This window comes from Mycolicibacterium komossense, from assembly GCF_025822605.1.
Classification (GTDB): domain Bacteria; phylum Actinomycetota; class Actinomycetes; order Mycobacteriales; family Mycobacteriaceae; genus Mycobacterium; species Mycobacterium komossense.
The window spans coordinates 114396-132730 of sequence record NZ_JACKTY010000030.1 but is presented as its reverse complement, the minus strand read 5'-3'; the positions used below and the strand labels follow the sequence as shown (position 1 = coordinate 132730).

18 protein-coding genes, 1 tRNA gene and 1 pseudogene are annotated in these 18335 nt (G+C 62.0%); 13 read left to right on the top strand and 7 right to left on the bottom strand.

Translation table 11 applies throughout. The features are described from left to right. The first annotated feature begins 42 nt into the window (after positions 1-42). Together H7J73_RS17035 and H7J73_RS17030 are read left to right on the top strand one after the other, a co-directional pair. Positions 43-588: a sigma-70 family RNA polymerase sigma factor gene (locus H7J73_RS17035; protein ID WP_264068880.1), complete on the top strand. Its 546-nt coding sequence runs from the start codon at positions 43-45 to the stop codon at positions 586-588. Next, on the top strand, positions 585-1328 hold the full coding sequence (locus H7J73_RS17030) for an anti-sigma factor (protein ID WP_264068688.1): 744 nt from the start codon (positions 585-587) through the stop codon (positions 1326-1328). The genes H7J73_RS17035 and H7J73_RS17030 overlap by 4 nt, the downstream gene beginning before the upstream one ends. 105 nt (positions 1329-1433) lie before the next feature. On the opposite strand, the gene H7J73_RS17025 is transcribed toward H7J73_RS17030, so the two are convergent. Next, entirely contained in the window at positions 1434-1607 is a 174-nt protein-coding gene (locus H7J73_RS17025; RefSeq protein ID WP_264068687.1) for a CsbD family protein, read from the bottom strand. A gap of 61 nt (positions 1608-1668) precedes the next feature. Here H7J73_RS17025 and H7J73_RS17020 point away from each other — a divergent pair, with 61 nt between their 5' ends. Continuing rightward, a complete protein-coding gene (locus H7J73_RS17020) occupies positions 1669-2487 on the top strand; it encodes an LLM class F420-dependent oxidoreductase (RefSeq protein WP_264068686.1) in 819 nt (272 codons plus the stop codon). Between the two features lie 55 nt (positions 2488-2542). Here H7J73_RS17020 and H7J73_RS17015 read toward each other — a convergent pair whose 3' ends face one another. Next, positions 2543-2716 carry a CsbD family protein gene (locus tag H7J73_RS17015; protein WP_264068685.1) on the bottom strand — a complete coding sequence of 58 codons (174 nt, stop codon included), beginning with the start codon at positions 2714-2716 and terminating at the stop codon, positions 2543-2545. A gap of 85 nt (positions 2717-2801) precedes the next feature. Here H7J73_RS17015 and H7J73_RS17010 point away from each other — a divergent pair. The 5 genes and pseudogenes from H7J73_RS17010 (at position 2802) to H7J73_RS16990 (ending at position 7433) form a co-directional block, all read left to right on the top strand. Then, positions 2802-2877, top strand: a tRNA-Arg gene (locus H7J73_RS17010). Between the two features lie 203 nt (positions 2878-3080). Next, positions 3081-4324, top strand: a pseudogene (locus tag H7J73_RS17005) (IS3 family transposase). A gap of 511 nt (positions 4325-4835) precedes the next feature. Further along, complete coding sequence (locus H7J73_RS17000) at positions 4836-5054, top strand: hypothetical protein (protein WP_264068684.1); 219 nt, start codon at positions 4836-4838, stop codon at positions 5052-5054. 347 nt (positions 5055-5401) lie between these two features. Beyond that, on the top strand, positions 5402-5551 hold the full coding sequence (locus tag H7J73_RS16995) for a hypothetical protein (RefSeq protein WP_264068682.1): 150 nt from the start codon (positions 5402-5404) through the stop codon (positions 5549-5551). A gap of 4 nt (positions 5552-5555) precedes the next feature. Further along, on the top strand, positions 5556-7433 hold the full coding sequence (locus tag H7J73_RS16990; protein ID WP_264068681.1) for a hypothetical protein: 1878 nt from the start codon (positions 5556-5558) through the stop codon (positions 7431-7433). A 1052-nt stretch (positions 7434-8485) separates the two neighbouring features. Here the strand turns inward: H7J73_RS16990 and H7J73_RS16985 are convergent. Together H7J73_RS16985 and H7J73_RS16980 are read right to left on the bottom strand one after the other, a co-directional pair. Next, entirely contained in the window at positions 8486-9775 is a 1290-nt protein-coding gene (locus tag H7J73_RS16985) for an ATP-grasp domain-containing protein (RefSeq protein WP_264068680.1), read from the bottom strand. A 213-nt stretch (positions 9776-9988) separates the two neighbouring features. Continuing rightward, a complete protein-coding gene (locus H7J73_RS16980) occupies positions 9989-10207 on the bottom strand; it encodes a hypothetical protein (protein ID WP_264068679.1) in 219 nt (72 codons plus the stop codon). 226 nt (positions 10208-10433) lie between these two features. Here H7J73_RS16980 and H7J73_RS16975 point away from each other — a divergent pair, with 226 nt between their 5' ends. Genes H7J73_RS16975 through H7J73_RS16965 form a run of 3 tightly spaced genes read left to right on the top strand, consistent with a single transcriptional unit; the run spans position 10434 to position 13006 of the window. Next, entirely contained in the window at positions 10434-11855 is a 1422-nt protein-coding gene (locus H7J73_RS16975; protein WP_308207428.1) for a UbiD family decarboxylase, read from the top strand. Between the two features lie 48 nt (positions 11856-11903). After that, a complete protein-coding gene (locus tag H7J73_RS16970) occupies positions 11904-12374 on the top strand; it encodes a hypothetical protein (RefSeq protein WP_308207427.1) in 471 nt (156 codons plus the stop codon). Beyond that, on the top strand, positions 12374-13006 hold the full coding sequence (locus H7J73_RS16965; protein WP_264068676.1) for a UbiX family flavin prenyltransferase: 633 nt from the start codon (positions 12374-12376) through the stop codon (positions 13004-13006). The genes H7J73_RS16970 and H7J73_RS16965 overlap by 1 nt, the downstream gene beginning before the upstream one ends. Here the strand turns inward: H7J73_RS16965 and H7J73_RS16960 are convergent. Both H7J73_RS16960 and H7J73_RS16955 read right to left on the bottom strand, forming a co-directional pair. Beyond that, positions 12989-13921: a LysR family transcriptional regulator gene (locus H7J73_RS16960; protein ID WP_264068675.1), complete on the bottom strand. Its 933-nt coding sequence runs from the start codon at positions 13919-13921 to the stop codon at positions 12989-12991. The genes H7J73_RS16965 and H7J73_RS16960 overlap by 18 nt on opposite strands. A 230-nt stretch (positions 13922-14151) precedes the next feature. Further along, positions 14152-14856 (bottom strand): GAF and ANTAR domain-containing protein, encoded by a 705-nt coding sequence (locus H7J73_RS16955; RefSeq protein WP_264068674.1) that lies wholly within the window; start codon positions 14854-14856, stop codon positions 14152-14154. Positions 14857-14968: 112 nt separating this feature from the next. Between H7J73_RS16955 and H7J73_RS16950 the strand changes: the two genes are divergently transcribed. Together H7J73_RS16950 and H7J73_RS16945 are read left to right on the top strand one after the other, a co-directional pair. After that, the gene (locus H7J73_RS16950; RefSeq protein WP_435405516.1) at positions 14969-16180 is read left to right on the top strand and encodes an acetyl-CoA acetyltransferase; all 1212 of its coding nucleotides are present in this window, start codon (positions 14969-14971) and stop codon (positions 16178-16180) included. 26 nt (positions 16181-16206) lie between these two features. Continuing rightward, the gene (locus H7J73_RS16945) at positions 16207-17721 is read left to right on the top strand and encodes a carotenoid oxygenase family protein (RefSeq protein WP_264068672.1); all 1515 of its coding nucleotides are present in this window, start codon (positions 16207-16209) and stop codon (positions 17719-17721) included. Here H7J73_RS16945 and H7J73_RS16940 read toward each other — a convergent pair. After that, positions 17718-18314 (bottom strand): LpqN/LpqT family lipoprotein, encoded by a 597-nt coding sequence (locus H7J73_RS16940; protein WP_264068671.1) that lies wholly within the window; start codon positions 18312-18314, stop codon positions 17718-17720. The genes H7J73_RS16945 and H7J73_RS16940 overlap by 4 nt on opposite strands. Between the last annotated feature and the right edge of the window lie 21 nt (positions 18315-18335).

Below are 18335 nucleotides of genomic sequence, written 5' to 3'. Positions count from 1 at the left end.
AGGCTACCGCTCGATGGAAGGCTCACAGACTGGCTCACGACGTTGAGCGCGGACCTCGACGCACTGTTGCGCCGGGTGGCTCGGCGCGACGCCGATGCGTTCGCCACTTTCTACGACAGCACCCGGGCTCGGGTCTTTGGACTGGTGACCAGGGTGCTGCGCGATCAGGGGTACAGCGAGGAGACCACGCAGGAGGTCTACCTGCAGGTTTGGCGTTCCGCCGGGACGTTCGACCCAGCGTCGGGGTCCGCTCTGGCCTGGCTGATGACACTGGCTCACCGTCGTGCCGTCGATCGGGTGCGCAGTGAGCAGGCGGCCAGCAACCGGGAATCCCGCTACGGCGCCTCGACAGTCGAGACGCCGACCGACCAGGTCAGCGATTCGGTGATCCGACTCGACGAAAGCCGACAGGTGGTCGACTGCCTGGACAGCCTCACCGACCTGCAGCGGGAGTGCGTTCAGCTGGCCTATTACGACGGTCTGACCTATGTCCAGGTATCCGAGCGGCTCACGGCCAATCTGGCGACCATCAAATCGCGGATGCGTGATGCCCTCCGCGGCCTACGCAACTGTCTGGGGATGCCATGACTTCTGCTGTGGACCCCACCGGCCCCATCGATAACGACCTGATCGATCTCGCCACTCCTTACGCGCTGCACGCCGTGTCCGATGACGAACGCGACGATATCGAGGCTCGCGTCGCCGCCGCCCGTCCGTTCACCGCCGACACCTTCTTCGACGAGGTCAGGGCGATTCGGGAGGCCATGGCCGCCGTCGCCGCCGTGACGGCACTGGAACCCCCGGTACAGCTGCGTGAGCGCGTCCTCGCGGCAGTCGCGGCCGACAACGTCACTGTGCTGCCTGCGGGCCGCACCGCTGGCGCTGGCCGCCAACGCGGACTGATCGCGGTGGCCGCGGCCCTGGTCATCGGTTTGGGTGCGGTCGGTGTGGGTGTCGCGGTCCGGCCGTCGGCACCGACCGCGTCGACCGCGCAGGAGATCTTCTCCGCCCCCGACGTGCGCACCATTACCGGCGACATCCCAACCGGGGGCCAGGCCACGCTGGTGTTCTCCCACGACCGCAATGCCGGCGTGCTGGTGATGAACAATGTCGCGCCACCGACGGCGGGCACGGTGTACCAGATGTGGCTGGTCAACGACAAGGGTGTGACCTCGGCCGGCGTGATGGACGCGAAGGCGGTTGCGCCGTCGACCACGGCGGTGCTGCCGGATCTCGGCGATTCCACCGCGCTGGCGTTCACCGTCGAACCGGGCAATGGCTCACCGCAGCCGACCGGTGCGGTCTTCGCCAAGCTGCCCATCACCTGATCGTCGCCGCGGCGGCCTCGGGGTTTCTTCTGTACCGGAGCGCCAGAGTGGGGGTCGACGAGGAGATACTCCTCGTCGACCCCCACTGTGGGAGGTTGGTCCGGTTCAGTGCTTGAAGGCGTCTTTCACCTTCTCGCCAGCGTTCTTGAGATCAGACTTCGCCTGATCACCCTTGCCTTCGTTTTCGGTCTTGTGATCGCCGGTGGCCTTGCCAACAGCCTCCTTGGCCTTGCCTGAGACGTCGTCGATTGCGTTCTTTGCCTTGTCTAATGCGCTCATGGAAAGTTGTGTTGACCGATCCGCTGTCACCCAAACATCGGCAGTCGTAGCATCGGGGTCAATGAGCAACAATCTCCGCTTCGGAGTCGGGATCAGATCAGTCAAGTCCCGCACCTGGCTTCAGGACACTGCACGGCATTTCGAAGATCTCGGCTTCGACGTGCTCCACGTTCCCGACCATCTGGGCGCACCCGCACCGTTTCCGGTGTTGGCGGCTGCCGCGCAGGTGACCTCGACGATGCGGCTGGGCACTTTCGTCCTCAACGCGGGCTTCTACAAACCGGCTCTGCTGGCCCGCGACGCCGTCGACCTCGACCTGGTCAGCGACGGCCGTTTCGACCTCGGATTGGGGGCGGGTTATGTCCAGGAGGAGTTCGAGGCGGCCGAACTGCCGTTCCCGAGCGCCGGCGAGCGCGTCGATCACCTCGAACATGTCACTCGCTACTTCAGCGAGCGGCACAGCTCGCTGCCCATCCTGATCGCCGGTAACGGCGACCGGGTGTTGACGATCGCGGCGCGCTACGCGGCGATCATCGGGCTGACGGGGTCGGGGAAGGCGGTGGCTGACCCGCTGGCCGAGCGGATCGACTTTGTCCGCGCCGCCGCCGGCGAACGCTTCGACGCACTCGAACTCAACATTGCCATCACCGCAGCACCCTCCGACGACGGCTCAGGCATCCCCGATCTGAGGTTGACCCGCCGGCATGCGACGCAGCTATCCGACGACCAGATGCTGGCGTTGCCCAGCGTGCTGTCGGGAACGCCTCGCGATGGCGCTGACAAATTGCGCCACCTACGGGAGAAGTACGGCCTGACCTATTTCACGGTGCAGGATAACCACGTCGACTACTTCGCGAAAGTAATCGCCGAACTGCGCTAGAGGGTGGGCGCCGGCAGCAGTTGTCTTCCTGCCCGCCTCGTAGCGATAACCGTCGTTAGCGTCTGAAGGCGTCCTTGACCTTCTCGCCCTGGGTTTTCACGTTCGCCTTGACCTGATCGACCCTGCCCTCGTTGGTCATGCGTCGGTTCCCGGTCGTCCGGCCCACGTTCTCCTTGACCCGGCCCTTGTACTTGTCGAGCTTGTGCTTGGCTTTGTCCAGTGCGCTCATGCTGCACAGAGTTTCCCCTCCTGGCCTGCCCAAACAATCTCGCTACAGCCGCTGTTACATCCCCGGGTACACTTCCCAGCGGTCCGCCCCCGTAGCTCAGGGGATAGAGCACGGCTCTCCTAAAGCCGGTGTCGCATGTTCGAATCATGCCGGGGGCACCACTAGTTTTTGCAGGTCAGCGCTATTTCCGGGCGATGGCCCTGGACCTGCTTGATCCGCCCCGGTGTGTCTAGAGAGTTCTTCTTTTGGGAAGGATGGGCACGTGGGAGCGAAGTCGTCGAGGCGGTATCCGGAGGAGTTGAAGCAGCGGGCTGTGCAGATGGTGGTGGATCTGCGTGGCGATTCGACGTCGGAGTGGGAGGCGATGGGTCGAGTCGCTGATCTGCTGGGTGTCGGTACTGCTCAGACGGTTCGTAAGTGGGTTCGCCAGGCCGAGATCGACGGTGGTGTGCGGGCAGGGCAGACCAGTGAGGAATCCGAAGTCCTGCGCAAGCCGCGTCGGGAGAACGCCGAACTCAAACGGGCCAACGCGATCTTGAAGGCGGCGTCAGCTTTCTTCGCGGCCGAACTGGACCGGCCCTCTCAGTAGTCGTGGAGTTCATCAGCGCCCACCAGGGACACCGGGTGGGCGCTGATGGTCTCAAGTGGGGTGTCGAGTCGATGTGCGCGGCGCTGGATGAGTACGGCGTCACGATCACCCCGTCGACGTATTACGCGCATCGGGCCCGTGGTGGCCCGCCGAAAGCCGATCGGGCTGATGCGCAGATTATTGACGCTATCTGGCGGCTGCGGCGATCTTCGGCACTGTTCAAGGTTCTCGGTGCCCGGAAGACATGGATTGTGTTGCGCACCAATGGACTCGATGTTTCTCGGTGCGTGGTGCAGCGGGTCATGCGGGAAATGGGTTGGCGTGGTGCATGCAAGCGGCGCTGGGTGCGTACCACCGTCGCTGACCCGGCAGCGACTCGGGCTCCGGATCGGTTCCGGCGGTGTTTCGTCGCCGGCGCACCAGACCGGTTGTGGGTCGCCGATTTCACGTATTGCCGCACCCGTGCCGGCTGGGCCTAAACGGCGTTCGTCACTGATGTTTATGCCCGCAAGATCGTGGGCTGGAAGGTGGCCACCGAGATGACTCAGAAGCTGGTCACCGATGCGATCAATCACCCGATTGATACCAGGAAACGTTCCGGTGCAATGACTTTGGCTTATCTTGTTCATCATTCTGATGCGGGTTCGCAATAGACCGCGGTGGCGTTCACCGGGCACCTGGCCCTCGAAGGCATACTGCCGTCAATCGGCACCGTCGGGGATAGTTTCGATAATGCTCTGGCCGATTCGGTGAACAGCAGCTACAAGACTGAACTCATCGACCATCAACCGCTCTATCCCGGCGCTACCGAGCTGTCCCTGGCAACGGCCGAATGGGTCGCTTTCTACAACCGTCAGCGACCCGGCGCTACCGAGCTGTCCCTGGCAACGGCCGAATGGGTCGCTTTCTACAACCGTCAGCGACCCAATGGCTATTGCCAGGACCTGACACCAGACCGGGTCGAAGCGCTCTACTACCATCGCCTCCAGCACCCTCAAACCGAGGAGGCACTCAAGTAACAGAGCCTCCGGACACACCGGGTCGGATCAGTGCTGACTATGGGATGCCATGTGTTTCAACGGTTTTACGGTAGTCGTCGAGAACGATGGTTCCGGTGACGCGGCGGTGCGCGGTGGCCGATAGGGCGTAGCGGGAGTGGTCGTCGATCCAACAGACGATTTCGACGTCGGCGCCGTCGGGGAGCCACCGCCACCTCCACGCCGCCGGCCTCATCGAACCCAGCCCTACAAACGCCCCAAATCGTCCTACATCCGCTTCGCCGCTGAACAACGCAGGCGAACGTTGGAAAGCCGACTTCACCCACGGTGACCTCCGTAGAAGAGTTTGAATCTTGTTGTGCCCCTGGGTATCGGTACTCAAGTACCTAGCCTTCAGCACTCAGTCGGATGGCGCTCCGTGCCAGCGATCTGCGACCTGTGGACGCAGCCTGACACCAGCCCGCTTCAGCGCCTTCCCGACCGTGCCGGCTTCCAGACCAAGCAACCGGCCAACCTCCGCCAATGAGTGATCTTGGCTTTAGAAGGCGGGTGTCAGGGCGACAAGCTCGGGCGTCATCTTCTTCTGCGGGCGCGCTTCGCTCCCCGCTTTCTGAAGGTGTCGAACGACGTTATTGCGTTGGCATTCAATATTATTGGCCAGTTCAAGCATCGAGGCACCGGCTTGGTAGCGTGTGACCAGCTCAGCTTGCTCGGCTGGATTAAGTTTGCGGCGCATACGATACGGCCGTGATGCTCACGTGGGATCATTCCGACAACCCGGATGTTGTCCACGGGCTAGGTTGCGCGCGCTACCCGCGTCATGGCGAAGCCGTGAAGACGTCAAGTTTTTTCTCGTCAGCGGCCGCGGCGTCACCGGTAGCTGAATCCACCCGGGAAAGCCATTTTCCGCGGATAAGCGGGCTGCCCCAAAGTTTCTGCGGTTGCTATGATTAACGCTCTTTCCCAGGACTGCTTGCATTGACAATGGATGCATTCGGCGGCTGCGAAGGTGCTCCGAATGCCGACGACCAGAGCTAGTGTTTATTCCGCGCCCATTCCAAAGGACGCACTTCCATCATCAACCAGGAGGGGAACATCATGGGAGAGCAGGCGACTGAAAACCTGTCGAAAGTCCGGGAAAATCTGAAGGCCGGCAAGCTGGATGCCAAAGACCTTAAGGTCCTCGAACACCTCGTCGAACGTACCGAAGCCGCGACTAGCCAGTTGCGAGCGGCTATCGTCGAGTGAACGAGTGACAACCACTCACAGTCAACGGATCGTCAAGCCCCGCAGCCAACTTCACCGCACCGTGCCGTTTATTGCTCATTCGGCATCCAGCAAAACGCCGATTGTCCTGATCGACCAATACGAGGTGCCGGGAGTCAACATTCCTACCTCGGTGTGGGGGAAGATGGCTCGCGCCATCGACCTCCGTGAGCTGGCCGCAACGATTGACCCTGATACGTTGACCGTGCTGGCCTCCGAACAGTTCGCCGCCGCAAGCGAATTCGTCTACGGCCATCCAATTTGGGCTGAAATTCGAGCAGGTGCGAGTGCACCACTGCACGCGTACCTGCTCGAAACCCGCCACTACCTCGCCGCTGCGTCTGCGCGTATGTCACCTGCCCTGGCGAGGGGCATCGGACTGTGTCCACTGACGCTGCTGCTATCGAAGCACCTTCTCGAAGAATGGGACCACGCCAAGTACTACGCCGCCGCCCTTGAGCAGCTTGGATGCCAGCGAGATCTCATCGCCCGGGCGAGACCACTGCCAACCACTCTGGAATGGATCCATGCCACCCGCCACATCGGGTATTGCGATCCACTCAGCGCGGCACTGTGTTCTGGCTTCATGGAGTTCTCGTCCACCGAGCTTGACACCGTTCTGAGCTGGCACGACATGCTGGTAAACACCGGGCTGCTCTCCCAGGATGCAAACGACGCCATCAGAGGGCATGTCGACATCGATGTTCACTTTGGACATGCGCAAAACTGGCAGAACGCAATCAACGTCGCCGGCACGTTACCGGCGGCGGCGGCGGCACGCGCACTCAACGCGGTCGCGACTATTGCCGAATCCATATACCGCTGGCTCAGTTCGCTTATCGACGGGGCGGGCGCATCGATCGTCGCCGGAATGCAGCTCCTCGAAACCGCAGAAGTCGCCGACAACCTACTACCGAACAACGCGCTACACGACTCGGATCTGGAGGTTAGAATCTATGACTGCCTGCCGGTATGGCCGGCGCCACTACTCAAAACTGCCACGTGGGGCGATTCCGAGTTTTCCACTGCTGCCGATATCGTCTGCGGATTGAATTACGCTTTCGGCAACGAACTTACGTCGCTACGCAACAGCGAACTCGCCACCGTCATCGATGAGTACGCTGCCCGCATCGCGCCACCGCCGACAACCATGATGGGCACTACCAACGAACTCGACGGTTTCGTAACCGGATGGCTGCGAGCCATCGACGGTCACGATCTATGGGACGCCATGACCGATGCGGCGGCCGAACCGGAACTCATCGCCGGATATGTTCTGGAGAACTACCATTATCTAGCCTCCGCAGCTGGCCACGTCGGTGCCGCGATTGCCTCCACCACATGCCCAAAGATCCGCGCACAACTCATCGAGCATCTCGACGACGAACTCACCCATTGCGACATGCTCGGGCGCGCGTTAGCCCGTCACGCCGGAATCCAAGAACCGGCATCAATGCGACCACTACCCACCACAGTCGCCTTCGTCGGATTCCTGCAAAACATCGCTCACCAAGACTGGACAGCGTATGTCCTCGTGTCAACCTTCTTACAGAGAAGCCTCTCTGAGACACGTCAGAACAACCGAGGCGAGGACTTTTACCGGACAATCGATACAGCCAATCCAAATAACGGGGCACTGCTCACCGCACTGCGCGACCACGATGCCATCGACCAAGTACTCGGCCACGACGCCAAACCCACACTAAGACTTGAAGAAACACTCAAGTCGGCGCCAATCAGCACATGCAGCCGCACTCATGCCGCCGTAGCAGCCAGCCTCGCGTGGTCTTTCCTCGACGGTATCGAACGGCACTACAGCTCAGGCACCGGCGCGCTACGGCAACGCATGTCATGGCGGGCATAAGCCAAGTCGGCATGGTCATTCCGACCACTGCTGTACCCCACGTTGACCTCGGGCGTCTCGAATCTCTCATCTGGTCACAAGAGTTCAAAAGCCTTGCAGCACAGACTCAAGACGATCGAATGTCCGTCTCCGACTGGGCGCACTGCCTGCGGTTCGAGATGGCAGCATTCCTCAATTGGCTGGCTCGACGGACGATCGCGACCACCCTTCACTCCTCCATGCCGCCACGCTCAATCCCAAGTACCGTCGTAGCGCTCTTGCCGCGCTATGGGTTCGCAGTCCACACCCTCAGGCGCGCAGCGCCATTCATGGCGCTGGGCATCAACACCCTTGTCGGAGTCGCACCCGAGTGCCGCCGGCAAGCGACCTCGGTGATCACACCGCTGATTCGCGCCCTTCAGCTCGAAGACTACGGACAGGTCGACGACCACGACCCCGCCGAACTGATGCGGTTCGCTGTCGACCGGTCCGTCCCGGTGTACGTAACCGGAAGGCCACAGACATGGAGAAGTCTCAAGCGATCGTTTGGCGCCCACACAACGATCGTCGGTGCAACAGGAGGATGTGCGGTAGTGCTGTCCGGCGACGATTGCGAAGCTGCCCAAATCACGGCAGCCCTCAACCGTCGTGCACTGAACACAAGCTGCACCAGCACCGTACATACCGTCGTGATCGACCGGACAGGAGGAGCCAGCACCCCAGGCGGTGTCGTGACTAAGTCCGATGGTACGCATGATCAATACCGATGTGACCTCGACGAGCTACTTCACCGTTTACATCCGTCGGTCGTCGTTTCCCCTGCGACAGGCAGATACCCAATCCTCCCTACCGGATACACCGTCATGGATTGCGATGCAGACGGACGGACGTCATCTCTCGTCGGATTCGGGCGAGACCCGATCGCGGGATGGCCCGGGGACTACTGCATCTGAGTCGAACGTCCACGAGTGCACATCAGAAGTGTCCCCGGCAGAAGCTATTGGGAAAAGCTGGGGTTGTTCGCCTACATGCGGCAGGTGGGGCGGCACGGCATCGCCAATATATGGAGGTGCTCATTGATCGCTCCGTCCATTGCATGTGTCGGCCATTGTCACGTCGATGCGTCCTGCGAGATCGTTAAGTGCGTCCATTATGTCGCCGGTCGTGGACTGGGCAACGATGTAGCCAATTTCGAATGCCTTGTACTGAATGCGAGGTGGGACCATCTGAGAGCCAGGTCCGTAAAGCTGGACAAAGTCGCGGCAGCGAGAATCACAGCGTACCCGTTCGACACCCGAAATCGCGACTATAGTCCCAAAGTTTGGGGGCATCACCATTCGCGCCCCCGCTTGGGATCGGTAGCTGCCGGTATAGTCTTCCTCAATCGAGATCGTGGTTCCTGTCACGATATCGATTAACATTCTGTACGGATTCAGCGATGGCTGTGCCAGCGGAATGAGGTGTGAGTTGATGAGCTCTCCACCGAGCCGGCCGCCGATTTCTAAAATCTTCGGCCCTGAGGCAGTGAGCATCACATCGATGTGAAATCCGCAGTTGTCGATGCCGGTTGCCGTGACCGCAGCACGAGCGAGGACCAGTAGCCTGGCGATCTCTTTTTCCGCCAACAGTGTCGGGACAACGTTCTGATACTGCAACGACAGACTTCGATCAAATTCCTTGTCCACCACGGCAAGTATGCTCACTCGACCGTCCGCTACCAGACCAGAAATCGAATGCTCGCTGCCAGTGAGCACTTCTTCGACAAGTGCAATGTCATTGTAGTATTGATACATTGGCTCGGATTGTGCCGCGTTGTAATGAATGAATTCGCGGTAGACCTCCTCCGGGTCGGAATCGCTGTTTATTCGACGGATCCCACGGCCGCCGGAATTTCCTGCCGGCTTGATCAGGCAAGGGACTCCGGTGACGGATAGTGCTTTTACGAGATCGCTGCTACTGCGTATGGGATGATAGCGTGGATTGGCGCCGACCAGTTGCTCCAAGGCTTGCCGGGTACGGAACTTATTTCGAACGTTGGGCACCATCTTTAGCGGTGTTGCTGGTAATCCTAGTGCGGCACCGATTCTGGCAGCGAGCTCGACCTCGCCGTCCTTCCAGGCTATGACTCCATCAATTTTTAGTCTAGCTTCGCGCAGCGCTGAGAGAATGACGCGTTCGGCAGTGGGGTGGTCGTTGAGGGGGGCAGTGATCACATGTTCAAGGTCGTAACCGCGATATTGCTGTGGGTTACTGGTAGCCATCACTACGGTATCCCCATGATTGGTGGCGGCGAGGATTTCCGCTTGCCGCTCGTTGGGCAAGCCCCGCGTATCGAGGTAAAGGAGGCGCCGTGGTCTCGCCATAACACCTTCCTTGAGGGAGTTTAGCTATCGACCATGTCTCTGTAATCGCTTGCCTGACTTCGGTCAAGGCTCTCAGGCAATCGTCGACAACAAGGATATCGGGAGCATGCACGGCTAACACTGACAATGAATCGAGTCGTTCGCGGTTGGCCCAGACACACAGCCACCCGGTTGTGAGTCGAACCGGCTCCGAGTCGGACCGAGATCTCACGCTCAGCCGGACTGCTCTCCGTGGCAGCGATCTGCCACCGGCGTTCGCAGCGTGACACCAGCCCGCTTCAACGCCTTGCCGATTGCGCTGGCCTCCAGTCCGAGTAGCACGTCAACCTGCAATTCCATCCGTGACGACACATGCCGGTCCAGTGTTGGCATGGGATGGCAGTCATATCCGGGTAGGTCGGTCACCTTCCATGACGCGGGCCCCACACGCATCAGTCCGGCACCCCGCCCATTTGACATCTGCAATTCAGATCGCAGATATCAGAACCAGCTATTAGACATATGTCTCGACTTCGGCGACAGTTGACTCAGCGATCGGGACGGCGCCATCGGACCGCCACACCGCTGAGTCTGAATCCTGAAATGTCAATGAACGGAAGGGGATAGGTCGGGCCCGTGAGGCGCGACCTCTACGTGCGATATGACTGTATTTCGCGATTTGCGGCACTACATCGACACGCTCACTGAGAAGTTGGGCGAAGACGAGGTGCGCACCGTGCACGGAGCCAACTGGGATCTCGAAATCGGCTGCATTACTGAGCTTTCAGCCGAGAGAGAGGGGCCGGCGCTGCTCTTCGACAGTATCCCTGGATACCCAAAGGGGTATCGGGTCTTCACCAATTTCATGGGGACAGTCCCGCGGTGTGCGGTGGCATTGGGATTGCCCGCCGACACTCCCGGAATCGACATTATTCGGGCCTGGAAGGACCTGAGTAAGCGGATCGAACCGATTGCGCCCGTGGAGGTTCGCGAAGGAGCGGTGCTCGAGAACAGCATCGAAGGCGACGATGTCGACCTGACCATCTTCCCGACTCCGCGCTGGCATGACGGAGATGGTGGCCGCTACATCGGGACTGCCTGCATGGTGATCACCCGCGATCCGGACACCGGATGGGTCAATGTCGGTACCTACCGTGGATGCGTGCAGGGTAAGGACCGACTCTCCCTGTGGATGCTGGGCAACCGGCACGCCCTCGCGATCGCGAAGAAGTACTGGGACAGAGGCCAGGCCTGCCCGATCGCAGTGGTGGTGGGGTCGGATCCGATCCTGACCACCGCCGCCGCCGTCGCCGCTCCCGCAGGTGTCTGCGAATACGATGTGGCTGGCGGGCTTCGCGGCGTCGGTGTCGAGGTGATCGCTGGGCCCCTGACGAGCCTGCCAATCCCGGCTCACGCTGAGATTGTCTTCGAAGGTGAGTTGCCGCCCGTCGAAGAGGAGTCGGTTCCCGAAGGCCCGTTCGGCGAGTGGACGGGCTACTTCACACATGCCGGAGATGAAACCGTGGCCCGTGTGAAGCGGATCTTGCATCGTGACTCACCGATCATTCTTGGTGCGCCGCCGATGATCCCGACAGTCCCGGCAGGAGACCAGGCGGTTCCGCTTTACTCGGCGTCCGTGACATGGGACCACCTTGAGGCTGCGGGTGTCCAGAATATTCGTGGTGTATGGGCATATGCGCGGCAGCTGATGATGGTCATCTCAATTGAGCAGACCGGTGCCGGTGACGCGATGCACGCATTGCTCGCCGCGGCTGGGCGCAAGCGGACAGGTGGCATGGACCGCTACTTCGTCGTCGTCGATGAGGACATCGACGTAACCGATATCAACCACGTGCTGTGGGCGATGTTCACCCGTGTCGACCCATCCGAGTCGATCCAGGTCTTGCGCGCTCCGACTACCGCCATAGACCCACGGTTGTCTCCGGCGAAGCGTGAGGCTGGCGACATGTCAATGGGAATCGTGCTCATTGATGCGTGCAAGCCCTTTGCGTGGAAGGACTCTTTTCCGCGGGCGAACCGATTCGAGGAGCCTTACCGAGCCGAGATCCGCGAGCGCTGGAAGGCGACGCTGGCGATGTAGGCGTGATCGAAGCCGCGACCAGGCATACCAAGAAAGGACTGCTCGATGATGCTCGCCATCCCTGATGAGGTCGCCGCCGTCTTGCGCGGGTTCCCTTCGTCCGACGTGAATGCGCAGGCATTCCCATTCCTGACCGTCGACGATCGGGGATATCCGCATGCCGCGCTGCTGTCGCGCTCCGAGATTGAGCCGGGTCTGGATGGCAACACGCTGTTGGCGGCGATCGCTTCGCGCCGGACCCGCCAGAACGTGCGGCGCAGCGGCGCCGCTGGGTTGATTGTCGTGAATGGGACGGCCTGCCACCACATCAAGCTCCGAGTGAACGCTTCGGTCCTCGACGGCGACATCCTGGGTTGTGTGTTTACGCTCGTTGAACACAAGCGCGATGACATCGGAATACCGTTGTCTCCATTGTCCTTCCGCACTTCAGCTGAACTGTCTGCGCTCGAAGACTGGCCGCGCAGTGCCGCAATGATTGCCCGGCTTCAGACCTCGCTCGAAGGCGGTCAGGAGACGTGATGAACGAACCCAAGCGCTTGATCGTGGCAGTTACCGGTGCCAGCGGCGCGCCGTTCGCAGTACGGATGCTGGAGACCCTGCGCGAGATGCCCGCGGTGGAAACGCACCTCGTGCTGAGCACGTGGGCCCGATCCAACATCGAAATGGAAACCTCCTATACCGTGCGCCAGGTCGCCGCCCTGGCGGATGTCACCTACAAACTCGGTGATCAGGGAGCAGCAATCTCGTCGGGGTCTTTCACTACCTTGGGGATGGTCGTCGTACCCTGCAGCATGCGCACCCTCGCGGCCATCCGGCACGGGACCGGGGACAACCTCGTGTGTCGTGCGGCGGACGTCGTGCTCAAGGAGGGACGCCCGCTAGTGCTCTCGCCCCGCGAAACACCGTTGAACACGGTTCATTTGGAGAACATGCTCGCGTTGAGTCGGATGGGCGTCAAGATCGTCCCACCGATGCCAGCCTTCTACAACCATCCTAAATCGATCGATGACATCGTCGACCACGTGGTAGTTCGGATTCTCGACCAGATCGGTCTCGATGCCCCTCAGGCCCGCCGCTGGCAGGGAATGCAGGCCGCGCGCCACCAAGCGGACGCCTGCGAAGACGGGGAAACCTCAGTCACCGCGGGCTGATTCGCCCGCGTTGCGAGGTTTGCCGCGCGGACTCGTGGTCATCTCAGTGGCGTGTTCGACGAAGGCTCGTGCGGCCGGACTGATTGCCGCGCCGTCTCGCCAGATGATGCCAAGTCGGCCCGGTGGAAGGTCGGTCACCTTGACGCCGACTATTCGATCACTGTGCGTGAGTGCAGATTCCGGCACCAGAGCGACGCCCAGACCCTTTTCGACGAGGGCGACGAGGACGTCAGGGTCGCTCGCTTCGAAGGCGATGCGGACGCCGACTTCCGCCTGACGCAATGCGCGGTTGAGTTCCCAACGTAAGCCCGAGCCCTCCGAGAGGGCGATCAACGGGCGTTCCGTTAGGGCGCTCAACGGAAGTTCGCGGCACGCAGCAAGGGAGTCTGATGCGAGAAATACCGCGATCACCGGCTCGCGGACCAGCTCTCGGACCTGCATGCCGGGGATGACGGTCTCTTCGGTCACGCTCGTGAACGCGACTTCGAGTAGACCGTCGGATATCCGGCGCGCCAACATCGCTGCGGTGTCTTCAACGAGTGAGAGATCCACCCCAGGGTGTCTGCCGTGAAAGGACGACAGTACTTCGGGTAAATCGATGCTGCGCGGCGATATCGAGGTGATTGTGCCGATAGCTACCCGCCCGTGGAGCAGCCCGGTGAGGCCGCTGACCGACGCTCGCCCCTGCGCTAGCGCGTCCATCACGGTACGGACGTGAGGCAAAAGCGCCGCGCCGGCCGCGGTCAGCGCCACCGAGCGCGGACGACGCTCGAACAACTGCTGCCCGACGTCGCGCTCCAGGGCTTTGACATGGGCGCTGACCCCAGACTGGGCTAGGTGCATTCGCTTGGCGGCGCCGGTGAACGTGCCCTCTTCGGCGACGGCGATGAAGCAATGAAGCTGTTGAAGGTCCACTCTCAGTCGCCGGCGGTCGCACGGACACGCGCTGCCGTAGAACCAGATCCAGCCACCGATGCACCCACCTCCGTGCGCAAGCGCAGGCGGCAGCGGAGCCCCATACCGCCTCCTCGAACTTCGTAGCCGCCTCTCGAAAAAATCTCACTTGGCTGGGTTTCATCAGGAACGCGCCATCCACGGCGCTGGCAGGACCTTCGAAAACCACCCAACGCCCAGCCGTTCGCGCGTCAGCTACCGCGGGTATCGATCACCCGGACAGCGACCTCGACCAGTTTCTCGTTGGACGATTGCGAAAGCTCGCGCAGCATTTCGAACGCCCGGACCGCGTCGACGTTGTAGCGCTCCATGATGATGCCTTTTGCCTGACCGATCAGGTCGCGGTTCGTGAGGGCGGATTGCAGCTGGTCACCTTGACGGCTGGCCAGGATCGCCGCCGCCGCATGCGCTGCCAGCACGGAACCAACGGCCTCGTCCTCCGCGTCGAAGGCATTGGGCTCGAACGCGAAGATGTTCAGCGCCCCAGCGTTGCGGTTGGTCGTATAGAGCTTGAAAGACAGTGCGCTGCGCAGACCGAGTTTCAGGACATCGGCGGAATAGTTCGGCCACCGCTGCTCACGCTGAAAGTCGTCGGTCCGCACGATCAGCTCATCAATGGCCGCCTCGATACACGGCCCCTCGCCGTGCTTCACCTGCAACCGGTCGATCTCGAACATCACATCCGACGTCGCCGCATGAGTCTCGTACTTCTCACCCTTGGTGAACAGCAGAAACCCGGACACATCCGCTCCGGGGATGACCTCGAGAACCGACTTCGTGACCCCCGCGAGCACGTCGGGAAGACTCAACGGCATCGCAAGCTGTCTGGCCAGTTCAGCCATCTGAACTGCCAGGCCCCCGTTTGACTCTGACCTCACGGCATCACTGTCGCACATGGCTGCAAATCGGTCACGTTTGTTGCCGCTCTTGTGGGGTATTGCTGCGCGTAAGGTCTCGTCGGTTCAGACCTCGTGCCGGCGAGACCGCTGCGGGAGTAGCGTCGCGTTGATGACGGGTGTCTGGATACTCGGCGGCTACCAGAGCGACTTCGCACGCAACCTCACCAGGGAGGGGCTCGACTTCGCGGACCTGACTCGCGAGGTTGTCGACCACACCTTGGCTGCGACGACGATGGCCGGCCCGGATATCGGTGTGGTGCACGTCGCGAACGCCTTCGGCGAGATGTTCGCCCGGCAGGGTCACCTTGGCGCGATGCCGGCCACCGTCCGCGACGACCTGTGGAACATCCCGGCCACCCGCCATGAGGCGGCCTGCGCTTCGGGCGGTGTCGCCACCCTGGCCGCGATCGCGGATCTGCGGGCAGGCAACTATCAGACCGCCCTGGTCGTCGGTGTCGAACTGGAGAAGACGGTGCCCGGCGACATCGCCGCCCAACACCTTGGTGCCGCCGCCTGGACCGGTCACGAAGGCGCCGAGGCCACTTTCCTCTGGCCCGCTATGTTTGCCCAGGTCGCCGAGGAGTATGACCGGCGCTACGGGCTCGACTACACCCACCTGGACGCGATCTCGACGCTGAATTTCGCCAATGCCCGCCGTAACCCCAATGCGCAGACCCGCGGCTGGGACCTGGACGGCGCGCCGAACCCTGTGGTCGAGGGCCGCTTGCGGCGTTCCGACTGCAGCCAGATGACCGACGGTGGTGCCGGCATCGTCCTGGTCACCGACGGCTACCTGCGCGACCATCCGCACGCCCGGCCCATCGCACGCATCGACGGCTGGGGCCATCGCACGGTGGGCTTGGGGTTGCGGCAGAAACTCGACCGCAGTCAGAAAGCGGAAGCCGACGAACCCTACGTCCTCCCCCACGTCCGCACGGCCGTTCTCGACGCGCTACAGCGCGCCCGGGTGACGCTGGACGACCTCGACGGTTTCGAAGTTCACGACTGTTTCACGCCGAGTGAATATGTGGCGATCGACCACATCGGGCTGACCGGTCCCGGTGAATCGTGGAAGGCCATCGAGAACGGCGAGATCGAGATCGGTGGCCGATTACCGATCAACCCCAGCGGCGGGCTGATCGGCGGCGGCCATCCGGTCGGCGCCTCGGGAATCCGGATGCTGGTGGACGCCGGCAAGCAGGTCAGCGATACCGCGGGCGACTACCAGGTCGAGGGCGCAAAGACCTTCGGCACGTTGAACTTCGGCGGCAGTACCGCCACGACGGTCACCTTCGTGGTGGCGGCCGCAGAACCGAACTGACCGAGTGGACTGATAGAGGTGGACTGATGGACGTAGATGTCGTCGGCAAGTACCTGTCGACGCTGCCCGAGGATGACGATCACCCGTACCGGACGGGTCCGTGGCGTCCGCAGACCACCGAGTGGGATGCCGATGATCTGACCCCGACCACCGGTGAGATCCCGACCGACCTCGACGGTGTCTACCTCCGCAACACCGAGAACCCGCTGCATCCGGCGCTGAAGTTCTACCACCCGTTCGACGGCGACGGAATGGTGCACGTCGTCGGCTTCCGGGACGGAAAAGCGTTCTACCGCAACAGGTTCGTCCAGACCGATGGCCTTCGCGCCGAAGGTGAGGCTGGTGGCCCGCTGTGGCCAGGGCTGGCCGAACCGGTACAACTGGCCAAACGAGATCACGGCTGGGGTGCGCGCACGCTGATGAAGGACGCCTCCAGCACCGATGTGACGGTGCATCGGGGGGTGGCGCTGACCAGCTTCTATCAGTGTGGAGATCTCTACCGCGTCGACCCGTTCACCGCACAGACCCTCGGCAAGGAGAGCTGGAACGGCCGCTACCCGCAGTGGGGCGTCTCGGCGCATCCCAAGGTCGACGATGCGACGGGTGAGCTGTTGTTCTTCAACTACAGCAAACAGGCGCCGTATATGAGCTACGGCGTGGTGGACGACAACAACGATCTGGTGCACCGCGTCGACATCCCGCTGCCAGGTCCGCGGTTACCGCACGATATGGCCTTCACCCGAAACTACGTCATCCTCAACGACTTTCCGCTGTTCTGGGATCCCGAGTTACTGAAGAACGATATCCACCTGCCGGGTTTCCATCGGGATATGCCGTCACGGTTCGCGGTCCTGCCGCGACGCGGCGGGACCGCCGACATCCGCTGGTTCGAGGCCGACCCAACGTTCGTCCTGCACTTCACCAACGCCTACGAGGATGGTGACGAGATCGTGCTGGACGGGTTCTTCGAAGGGGACCCCACTCCGGTCGACTCGGGCTCCGGAAACACCTGGGAGCGGGCCTTCCGCTATCTGGCGCTGGACCGGCTGCAGACCAGGTTGCACCGCTGGCGGTTGAACCTGATCACCGGCACCAGCACCGAAGAGCCGCTCACCGACAGCATCACCGAGTTCGGCATGATCAACGCCGGTTACGCCGGCCGCGACTACCGCTACGCCTATGCCGCGACCGGCAAACCGGGCTGGTTCCTGTTCGACGGGCTGGTCAAACACGATGTGAAAACCGGTGCTGAGGAACGCTATTCGTTCGCCGATGGGGTGTACGGCAGCGAGACCGCGATGGCGCCCCGGGTCGGTGCGACGGCCGAAGACGACGGCTACCTGATCACTTTGGTGACGGACATGACCGACGACTCGTCATCGTGTCTGATCTTCGACGCCGCCCGCATGACGGACGGCCCGGTGTGCACTCTGTCGCTGCCAGAGCGGATCTCCAGCGGGACGCATTCGACGTGGGCGCCAGGCAGCGACCTACGGCAGTGGCGCACCGCGGAGTCGGCGGCGTCGGCGATCAGGCTCTAACGCGTGATGGCGAAGCCCTTCAGGATCGTGTCGGAATCGGTGGCGAACGTGGTGTTCTTGTCGTCCGCGGAACCGATGGTGAGGGTAGTCAGGTAGGTCTTATCACCCGATTCGATCACCACACCAAGCACTTTCGCCTTACGCGGGGTGGCCGCACCCATCGCGGGCGGGGTGTAACTGATCATCGTCGAGGGATAGCCGCACTGAGTGCCGTCCTCTGATTTGACGTCGGTGGCCATGAGTTGCCTGCGCAGATTGATGCGCTGACCGTCGAGGATCTGCCTGGGAGTCTGCGAGCTGTTGGCGACAGACTCGAACGTCACGACGGCGTTCGGCGCGAAGTTGTCGGCGACCAGGCTCTTGTTCACCATCACGAAGCGGATGATCTTCGAGTCCAGCTCGGTCCTGCGCTCCCAGCCCTGCGGCTGCGGGATGCTCAGCTGGGGACCGCCCGGCGGGGTGGAGATCGCGGTCATCGGCGCCGACACCTCGATGCAGCTGTGATCCGCGACGGCGGTGCCAGCCGTCGTCGTCCCGCATCCGGTCACCAAGGTCAGCGTCGCCGCAGCAACGCCCAGCAAGACAAATCGCATACCTGCCATCAGACCACAACA